This window comes from Blautia sp. MCC270 (assembly GCF_018785605.1).
Classification (GTDB): Bacteria; Bacillota; Clostridia; order Lachnospirales; family Lachnospiraceae; genus Blautia_A; species Blautia_A fusiformis.
In genome coordinates, this window is record NZ_WQQD01000014.1 from 44689 (window position 1) to 53545 (window position 8857).

The window sequence follows — 8857 nt, forward strand, 5'->3', positions numbered from 1 at the left end:
ATCATGAAAAGAAAACGCATCGCAGGTGTCTGTATCACACTGGCAGCAGTGATACTGGCAGGAACTTTTGCAGTATCGGGAAACAATACAAAGGATAAAAATCATGTGGAGATCATCAATGTGTCCTATGATCCGACCAGAGAATTTTATGAAGCATATAATAAGATTTTTTCAAAATATTGGAAAGAGGAAACAGGTCAGAGTGCGGATGTGATCCAGTCTCATGGCGGTTCCGGAAAGCAAGCCCTTGAGATTTCCAACGGACTTCCTGCAGATGTGGCGACACTTGCACTGGAATATGATATCGATGCGATCCGGAATGCCGGTCTGATCGACAAGGGCTGGATCGATGAATATCCGGATGACAGTGCTCCTTATACTTCCACCATTGTATTTCTTGTTCGGAAGGGAAATCCGAAGAATATCCAAGATTGGGATGATCTGACAAAGGATGGTGTGAGGGTGATCACTCCCAATCCGAAAACCTCCGGTGGTGCCCGCTGGAATTACATGGCAGCCTGGGCTTATGCCAATGAGAAATATAACGGCAACGAGACAGAGATGAAAGCCTTTATCAAGAAGCTTTACAAAAATGTCTTGGTTCTGGATTCCGGAGCAAGAGGTGCCACAACCTCTTTCGTGGAAAACGGGCAGGGGGATGTGCTGATCGCTTGGGAAAATGAAGCGTTTCTTTCTGTAAGGGATAATCCGGATGATTACGAGATCGTAACGCCGGGCATCAGTATCCTGGCACAGCCATCCGTTGCTGTTGTAGATGAAAATGTGAAAAAGCATGATAATGCAGAAGCTGCGAAAGCATATCTGAAATATCTGTATTCCGATGAAGCTCAGGAGCTGATCGCGGAGAATTACTATAGGCCGGTTGATCAGACGATCCTGAAAAAGCATGCAGATACTTTTAACCTGAAGGTGAAGCTGACAACGATCAAAGATTTCGGCGGCTGGGATGCAGTTCAGAAAAAGCATTTCGCAGACGGCGGAGTGTTTGATGAGATCTATGAAGAGTAGAAGAGCCTGAGATTTTGTAACAGATCAGAGAGTTGTAGAAGAGTCAGAGATTTGCAACAGATTAGAGAATTGTAGAAGAGTCAGAGATTTGCAGCAGACCGGGAATTTGTAACAGACCAGAAACTTAGAATAGAAAAGAGGGGAAACAGAAATGAAGAAACAACAGAGTAAACGTGTGATACCAGGCTTTGGACTGACAATGGGAGTGACTTTGGCGATGCTGAGTATCGTAGTTCTGATCCCTCTTGCGTCTCTGGCAGTATACTCGGCGCGGCTGGGTTTTCGGGAATTTATTGAGGTGATCACACGGCCGAGGGTTTTGTCCGGATTCTATGTAAGCTTTATTACCGCATTTGCGGCCACAGTGATCAATGCTATTATGGGCCTGGTCCTTGCGTGGGTGCTGGTAAGATATGATTTTCCGGGAAAAAGGATCATGGATGGAATGATCGAGCTGCCTTTCGCACTGCCGACTGCAGTTGCCGGTATCTCACTGACATCCCTGACATCCGATAAAGGTCTGGTGGGAAGCTTTTTTGCAAATTTCGGTATTAAGATCGCATATACCAGAATCGGTATCACGGTGGCATTGATCTTTGTGGGAATCCCTTTTGTAGTCAGGGCCATTCAGCCGGTTCTGGAGAAGCTGGACGGTTCCTATGAGGAGGCGGCTCGTGTCATGGGTGCAAAGCCATTCACCGTTTTTCGCAGGGTTATTCTTCCGGAGCTTCTGCCGGCAATGCTTTCCGGGGCGGGACTTGCCTTCGGACGTTGCCTGGGAGAATACGGAAGTGTTGTTTTTATCGCAGGAAACAAACCTTACTATACAGAGATCACGCCGTTGATCATCATGTCAAAGCTTCAGGAGTTTGACTATGAAAGCGCAACAGCTATCGCACTGGTTACACTGGCAGTATCATTCCTGATCCTGTTTGGTGTGAATCTGGTGCAGGCAAGAAATACGAAACGTATCAGAGGGAGGGATGCATAATGGATGAAAAAAAGAAGCAGGCTTCCGGGCCGGTGAAATGGATCCTTATCGGGATTTCCGTGATCTTTCTTTTTGTGATGCTGGTACTGCCTCTGGTGGTTGTTGTAACCCAGGCGCTGAGCAAGGGCTGGCAGTGCTATGTGCAGGCGGTGACAGATGAGTACACGCTGAAAGCGCTGGAGCTGACCATTGAGGCGACGGCTGCGGCTGTTGTATGCAACACGATCTTTGGTCTGTGTGCGGCATGGGCAATGACCAGATTTCATTTTCGGGGAAAAAAGCTCCTTACCACTTTGATCGATGTTCCGGTTACAGTATCACCGGTTATCGCAGGTCTTATCTATATCCTAGTTTTTGGAAAGCAGAGTCCTCTTTATTCTGTTCTTGAAAGTGCAGGGATACAGATCGTGTTTGCAGTTCCTGGAATTGTCCTGGCAACGATCTTTGTCACATTTCCATTTGTGTCCAGAGAGATCATACCGGTTCTGGAATCCATAGGGTCCGATGAGGAAGAGGCGGCAGCACTGATGGGAGCAAAAGGCTGGACGATTTTTACCAAGGTGACATTTCCGCATATCAAGTGGGCATTTCTTTATGGTGTTGTGCTGTGTACAGCCAGAGCCATGGGAGAGTTTGGAGCTGTGTCCGTACTGTCCGGACATCTCCGTGGAAAAACAAATACACTTCCGCTTCACGTGGAAATTCTTTATAACGAATTCCAGTATGTTCCGGCATTTGCGGTTTCTTCGATCCTGGTGATCCTGGCGGTGGTCCTTCTGATCGCAAGAAATGTTCTGGAGCATAAAGGAAAGGGGGAAAAAGGCGATGTACGTTGAGTTAAAAAATATCAATAAAACATATGGGGATTACAAGGCATCTGATAACGTAAGCTTTGGTATCGAAAAGGGGAAGCTGATCGGTCTTCTGGGGCCCAGCGGAAGCGGAAAAACTACGATTCTCCGTATGATCGCCGGTCTGGAGCAGCCGGACAGCGGTGAGATCATCATCGACGGAAGAGTGGTCAATGATGTGCCTGCCAGCGCGCGAGGCATTGGATTTGTGTTCCAGAATTATGCTCTTTTCCGGTATATGACGGTGTATGATAATATTGCATTTGGCCTGAAGGTGCAGAAGGCGGACAAGAAGTATATTAAGCAGAGGGTTATGGAACTGGTAGAGCTGATCGGGCTGAAGGGCCTGGAGAAAAGATATCCGAGTCAGCTGTCCGGTGGTCAGAGACAGCGAGTTGCTTTTGCCCGGGCTCTGGCTCCGAATCCGCAGCTTCTCCTTCTGGATGAGCCTTTTGCGGCGATCGATGCAAAGATCCGTACGGAGCTTCGAAGCTGGCTGAAGGATATGATCGAGAAGCTGGGGATCACCAGTATTTTTGTTACCCATGACCAGGATGAGGCTATTGAGGTGGCGGATGAAATTATTATTACCAACCGTGGACGGATCGAGCAGAAGGGAACTCCACTGGAGGTTTATCAGAATCCGGATACTGCGTTTACGGCGGGATTTTTCGGGCAGACTTCTGTGATCGATGATTACCAGGTGTTCAATCACTTCGAGGAAGTTCCGGGAGGCGAAAAAGCCATTGTCCGTCCGGAGTTTGTAAAAGTGACAAAGAAGAACGAGGAGCAGAAATATAAAAGCTCCGCAACAGAGGGCATCGTAGAACGAGTCGCATTCCGCGGCAGCAGCCTGGAACTGAAAGTCCGTGTAGGAAACACCACACTCAGCGCCAGAAGAAGCCTTGACGAAGAACCCGTCCGGGAAGGCGAAGTTGTGGATGTGTTTGTGCAGAGGATTTTTGTAACGAAGGGAAATGAGGCAGTACTGCTACATAATACAGCTATGATTGAGGATTGGTTAGTGATATAAAAAAATGCCGCGGAGCGGCATTTTTTTATGAGCAAGTAGCGTTAGCGGATTGCGAATATCATATGATATGGCCGCGGGAGCGGCATTTTTTTATGAGCAAGTAGCGGAGCGGATTGCGAATATCATATGATGTGGCCGCGGAGTGGCATTTTTTTATATATGTGAAATTTTCACACCGTAATATTCTGCAAGAGAATCCACCAGGTCATCACGGATTTTTTTGTGGTCATTGCCATCCAGGGACATGACACAGGATACCATCTGACGTTTTTTATCAACGACGCAGTATTGGCCGTAATTGCCGGACAGGATCAGTGTATCTTCCATAGGTCCCATATATATGAAATATCCATAACCATAGCTCTGGTAATCCGGATGCTCCGTCAGTGGATTGTAAGAATCGATATGTTTCTGACAGGCATCAATCACGAATTTTTTTGGGACGATCTGTTTTCCGTTCAGGGAACCCTCATGCAGAAGCAGATGTCCAAAACGAGCCAATTCATCAATCGTCAGATACAGTCCGTTAGCTGCCATACAATGTCCCTGAGGGCAGAGGGTCCAGTCCGGATTCGGAATGCCAACCGGTTCAAAGAAACGATATCGCAGATAATTCAGCAGACCCGTTCCGGATTTCTCTTCCAGAAGAACAGATAAAATATAGGAACAAAAATTGCTGTACACAAAATGAGTACCGGGTGTATATGGAAAAGAATCATTCTGAAAGAAATATCTCACCCAGTCCTTTTCTCTGTATCGCTCTGGTCCATCGCAGAAAAAGAGCGGATCTTTCTGACCGGATGACATGGTAAGAAGATCACGGATCTTTATCTTGTACAGATTTTCAGAAGGGTCGGAAGGGAAATATTTTTCAAACCAAGGATAAATGTATTCATCAAGAGTGATCAGTCCTTCACGTTCTGCGATACCTGCGGCCATTGCAACAAAAGGCTTGCTGATAGACCATATATTTAAACGGGTTTTGACCGGAAAAAGTCTAAATTCTTCTTTTAGAAGATCATTTTTATATATCTGTGCGTAGATGATATTGGAATGATGTTGCTTTGATTTCTCAAGAAAAATATCTAAAATTTCCTGCATGATAATCCCCCCCTGAAATTATTATTCGTAAAAAAGATCAAAGTCTGAATAAAGTTCTTCTAGGTCATGAAGTCGTGTACTGATGGATTTGCACCTGGTTTTGCGGATTTTTGCAACAATACTGTCAAACAGACAATAGAGGCATGAGAAGGAGTTAAATCCCATTTCATTGAGATTGATCTCTATAATGATAGCGTGGTCTGCCAGCGCCCATGCCGGTGATGAAATGCTGTCTGTGATGGCGAGTATCTTTGCACCATGATTTTTGGCAATCTGTGCATATTTCAGAGACCATTTGGTATAGCGGGCAAAAGAGATCAGAAGAACAACTGTATCCTCGGATGCTTCTGTGAGATATTCGAAATTGGAATCGTAAAATTCGTGAACCACCTTGGTATTTCCAAGAAGCTGATTCAACAGAGTTCCCATCCAGAGAGCGGCACTGTAGGAAGAGCGTGCACCAACAATGAGGCGTTTTTTGGCATTGCTCAGATGGGTAACAATCTGATCCATATCTTCCTGATTCAGATGAGATGCCCAGCTTTCCATGGAATGGAGTTCATTGGCAATGATGTTTTGATAAAAATTTCCGCTATCCAGCAGTGAATCGTCTTTTATAACCGTAGGAACGGAAAGAATATCATTCTGTACAGTACGCTGCATTTCAGAAAAACTTTCAAATCCCAGGGAATAGGCAAGGCGTATGATAGTGGTTTCGCTTACGGAAATTTCCTTGCTGAGTTTCGCAAGGGTGGAATAACTGAATGAATCAAGGTGTTGTAATATATATTCGGCAACTTTCTTCTGACCGGCAGAAAGGAAAGATACTTTTTCACGGATCAACTGTTCTATTTTCATGAAAACCTCCTGTACTGTACGATTAGTATAATAAATTATAACAGGTGTAAAGTTTGATTACAATATAATGGAGTAAAAAATTCTTCTTAACATAAAAAAGATGTAAATAATGCACAAATTAAAGTGTGTATTTTTAATAATATTGTCAATAGAAATCTTGAAACCTAGATGTTAATATAGCATTAAATAATTCATATGACGTCAGAAAAAGAATTAATTGCACTATTAATATTAAAGTCAATAAAAAAGGGGGGCTTTTATGTCGTCAACAGTAAAGGAAATAAAAGAAAAAACAGGTTACCTGAAACGAAGTGATCTTTATACAATCGGTGTAGGACAGGCGATTGGATCGGGTGTTCTGACACTGATCGGACCGGCAATTCTTTTGACTGGTCAGTCAGCATGGTTGGCATATGTAGCTGCATGTATCTGGGGATTTATGATGATTGCACCAATTCCATGGATTACATCTACACTGAAACTTGGAGGAGGATTTTATTCTCTGGTAGGAGATATGGCCGGCAAACGAGTTGCCGGTATGTATGCAGTAGGATTTTTGCCACAGACGATCAATCTGGCGACTTATGGTGTGGCAATTGGTATGTATGCAAATTCCCTGTGGCCGCAGATTAATGCGAAATGGTTTGGAATTGCAGCCCTGAGTGTGTTCTTTGCCATCAATCTGTGTGGTGTGGATGTAATGGCGAAGGTACAGAAAATTCTGGTTACCCTGCTGTTTGTTGCACTTGGTCTGTTTATTGTTCTGGGATGCCTCCAGCTGAAAAATCCGGTGTTTGAGTTTACAGCACCAGACTTTTTCTCCAATGGTCCATCCGGATTCTTTTCCGCAATCATGCTGTATGTATATTCAACAAACGGATATTCCTGCATTATGAATTATGGTAAACAGGCAAAAGAGGCACATAAAGATATTCCAAAGGCACTTCTGTACTGTATTCCGACACTGATGGTTATATATGGCGGTGTTGCAATTGTAGCAAGTGGTGTGCTTCCTCTGGATCAGGTAGCCGGACAGCCGCTTACCCTGGTTGCAAAAAATATTTTAAATCCGGCACTTTTCACAGTATTTATGATTGGTGGTCCGGTACTTGCACTGTCTTCATCCATTAATTCAACAATTTCCAATAACTGTATTCCGGTTGCACAGTCCTGTAAAGATGGATGGCTTCCGAAATCATGGGCAGCTCAGAACAGAAGAGGGGCTTACTGGAAACTGATGACATTTACTTATCTTATGGGAATATTACCTGTGTTACTGGACTTTTCTATCAGTGATGTTGTAAATAATATTATGCTTCTGGCATCAGCATTGGCATTTCTGCAGATTTATGCTTATTTCCAGCTTCCGAAAAAACATGCAGAAGCATGGGAAAAATCACCAATGCATATTTCTAACGGAAAATATTATTTCCTCTGCTGTTTGAGCCTGTTTGCATATATCTGCATTTTTATCAATTCTTGCAGAAGCCTGAAACTTCCGGTAGTAATCATCAGTCTGATAGCCATTGTAGTATGCATGGCTTACGGATGGTTTAGAAGTGTAAGTCCTGATGTAAAGATGGAAACAAGTGTGTGGGAGGATTAATGTTTATGAATAAAGACCAGAACCTGATCAATGAATTTGCTATCAAAACTTTAAAAGAAAATCTCAATGTTATGTATGCGCAGATATGGCGTGAAGGACAGTTAACGGCAGAATATAAAAGAATGCCTGTCAAGACACGCCTTAACACCTGGTCTGCCTGCAAGGGTGTTGTGTCCTGTGCGGCAGGAATCGCACTTGATGAAGGGCTGATTCGACTTGATGAGAAGATTGTGGATATTTTTCCAGAATATGCACCGGAGAATCCGGAAGGATATCTGGGGGATGTAACGCTGGAAAATATGCTGACAATGACTACAGGTTTGGAAAGCTCTCTGTTTTTCTGTGACTGGCCGGAGCGTTACACAACTCCGGACTGGATCCGATATTTCTTCGAGAATGCGAAAGTGATAAAAAAACCGGGAACAGAATGGCTGTACAGCAATTTTAATACTTATATGATCAGCTGCGCGATTGAAAAACGTGCGGGAGTTAATCTTCTGGAATATTTGAGAAATCGCTTTTTTGAGCCGCTGGGAATTGGAAATCCAGACTGGACTTTGTGTCCGAAAGGGCATGTGCATGCGGCTAATGGACTTTATGTGAATATTGATGAGTTTACCCGGTATGGACAGATGATTCTTCACAAGGGAAATTATAATGGAAAACAGCTGGTGCCAGAGTCGTATATGAAGATGGCAACGTCCAATTTGGTGGATAATTCAGTGGCAGGAAGTCCGGGAAATCTTTATTCCGGTTTTGGATATGGATATCAGTTTGTAATGAATCCGGAAGCCGGTTCCTATCGATCCGATGGAAATTATGGTCAGTTCTGTCTGGCGTTTCCTGACAAGGATGCAGTAGTAACTGTAATGTCTCTGGAGGGGGATTTCCAGAAAATAGGAAATCATCTATGGACTACAGTGGTTCCGGAATTATAAGAATTCTGTCTGGCAAATCAGACAGTGTAAGAGGGCTTAAATCTTTCTGGCTTGACATTGGTCAGAAACCGTTTTATACTCCTGTCTTTGACAGTTGCTAAACAAAAAAATCGCTGTACCTTTTGATTTTACTGGGGTTCGGCGATTTTTTTGTGTCGTTTTGGAATATAGTATTTTATCCAATGCGTCGTAAAACCCCCTGCTTCAACTATGGGGATATAAGACGCGTCCATCGAATTTATGCAAGTAATGGAATATGGACAAAATAGTAATTGTATTAACTAATGAACTATAGTATAATACAAATATGAACACAACATATAAATCAAACAACAATGTCGTCTATTCCTGTAAATACTATGTAGTATGTTGTCCAAAGTATAGACGAAAAGTATTAATTAATGGTGTGGACGTCCGGCTGAAGGAGCTGCTCACAGAGTATGCTGCAAA

9 protein-coding genes are annotated in these 8857 nt (G+C 43.6%); 7 read left to right on the plus strand and 2 right to left on the minus strand.

Annotated elements, in window-relative coordinates; all coding sequences use genetic code 11:
* Positions 1 to 3 precede the first annotated feature (3 nt).
* From GPK58_RS04855 to GPK58_RS04870, 4 genes are all read left to right on the plus strand, one after another.
* On the plus strand, positions 4 to 1029 hold the full coding sequence (locus tag GPK58_RS04855) for a sulfate ABC transporter substrate-binding protein (protein ID WP_252195772.1): 1026 nt from the start codon (positions 4 to 6) through the stop codon (positions 1027 to 1029).
* A gap of 151 nt (positions 1030 to 1180) precedes the next feature.
* Positions 1181 to 2020 carry a sulfate ABC transporter permease subunit CysT gene (cysT, locus tag GPK58_RS04860; protein ID WP_059086488.1) on the plus strand — a complete coding sequence of 280 codons (840 nt, stop codon included), beginning with the start codon at positions 1181 to 1183 and terminating at the stop codon, positions 2018 to 2020.
* Positions 2020 to 2856 (plus strand): sulfate ABC transporter permease subunit CysW, encoded by an 837-nt coding sequence (cysW, locus tag GPK58_RS04865; protein WP_215638304.1) that lies wholly within the window; start codon positions 2020 to 2022, stop codon positions 2854 to 2856. Before cysT ends, cysW begins: the two co-directional genes overlap by 1 nt.
* The gene (locus GPK58_RS04870; protein ID WP_215638305.1) at positions 2846 to 3904 is read left to right on the plus strand and encodes an ABC transporter ATP-binding protein; all 1059 of its coding nucleotides are present in this window, start codon (positions 2846 to 2848) and stop codon (positions 3902 to 3904) included. The genes cysW and GPK58_RS04870 overlap by 11 nt, the downstream gene beginning before the upstream one ends.
* Before the next feature lie 153 nt (positions 3905 to 4057).
* On the opposite strand, the gene GPK58_RS04875 is transcribed toward GPK58_RS04870, so the two are convergent.
* The gene (locus GPK58_RS04875; protein ID WP_015526597.1) at positions 4058 to 5005 is read right to left on the minus strand and encodes a serine hydrolase domain-containing protein; all 948 of its coding nucleotides are present in this window, start codon (positions 5003 to 5005) and stop codon (positions 4058 to 4060) included.
* Positions 5006 to 5026: 21 nt separating this feature from the next.
* A complete protein-coding gene (locus GPK58_RS04880) occupies positions 5027 to 5863 on the minus strand; it encodes a MurR/RpiR family transcriptional regulator (protein WP_015526598.1) in 837 nt (278 codons plus the stop codon).
* A gap of 259 nt (positions 5864 to 6122) precedes the next feature.
* On the opposite strand from GPK58_RS04880, the gene GPK58_RS04885 reads away from it, so the two are divergent.
* The 3 genes from GPK58_RS04885 to GPK58_RS04895 form a co-directional block, all read left to right on the plus strand.
* Positions 6123 to 7469, plus strand: a complete 1347-nt coding sequence (locus tag GPK58_RS04885; protein ID WP_173776170.1) for an APC family permease — start codon at positions 6123 to 6125, stop codon at positions 7467 to 7469.
* A gap of 5 nt (positions 7470 to 7474) precedes the next feature.
* Positions 7475 to 8407 carry a serine hydrolase domain-containing protein gene (locus GPK58_RS04890; protein WP_165858209.1) on the plus strand — a complete coding sequence of 311 codons (933 nt, stop codon included), beginning with the start codon at positions 7475 to 7477 and terminating at the stop codon, positions 8405 to 8407.
* A gap of 307 nt (positions 8408 to 8714) precedes the next feature.
* A partial coding sequence (locus GPK58_RS04895; protein ID WP_192925833.1) for a transposase occupies positions 8715 to 8857 on the plus strand: 143 nt, incomplete at its 3' end.

What these genes read in the sequence shown, in the direction of transcription:
- GPK58_RS04880 (WP_015526598.1), bottom strand. Translation starts at nt 5,863, where the DNA reads ATGAAAATAGAACAGTTGATCCGTGAAAAAGTATCTTTCCTTTCTGCC.
- GPK58_RS04885 (WP_173776170.1), top strand. Translation starts at nt 6,123, where the DNA reads ATGTCGTCAACAGTAAAGGAAATAAAAGAAAAAACAGGTTACCTGAAA.
- GPK58_RS04870 (WP_215638305.1), top strand. Translation starts at nt 2,846, where the DNA reads ATGTACGTTGAGTTAAAAAATATCAATAAAACATATGGGGATTACAAG.
- cysW (WP_215638304.1), top strand. Translation starts at nt 2,020, where the DNA reads ATGGATGAAAAAAAGAAGCAGGCTTCCGGGCCGGTGAAATGGATCCTT.
- GPK58_RS04875 (WP_015526597.1), bottom strand. Translation starts at nt 5,005, where the DNA reads ATGCAGGAAATTTTAGATATTTTTCTTGAGAAATCAAAGCAACATCAT.
- cysT (WP_059086488.1), top strand. Translation starts at nt 1,181, where the DNA reads ATGAAGAAACAACAGAGTAAACGTGTGATACCAGGCTTTGGACTGACA.
- GPK58_RS04890 (WP_165858209.1), top strand. Translation starts at nt 7,475, where the DNA reads ATGAATAAAGACCAGAACCTGATCAATGAATTTGCTATCAAAACTTTA.
- GPK58_RS04855 (WP_252195772.1), top strand. Translation starts at nt 4, where the DNA reads ATGAAAAGAAAACGCATCGCAGGTGTCTGTATCACACTGGCAGCAGTG.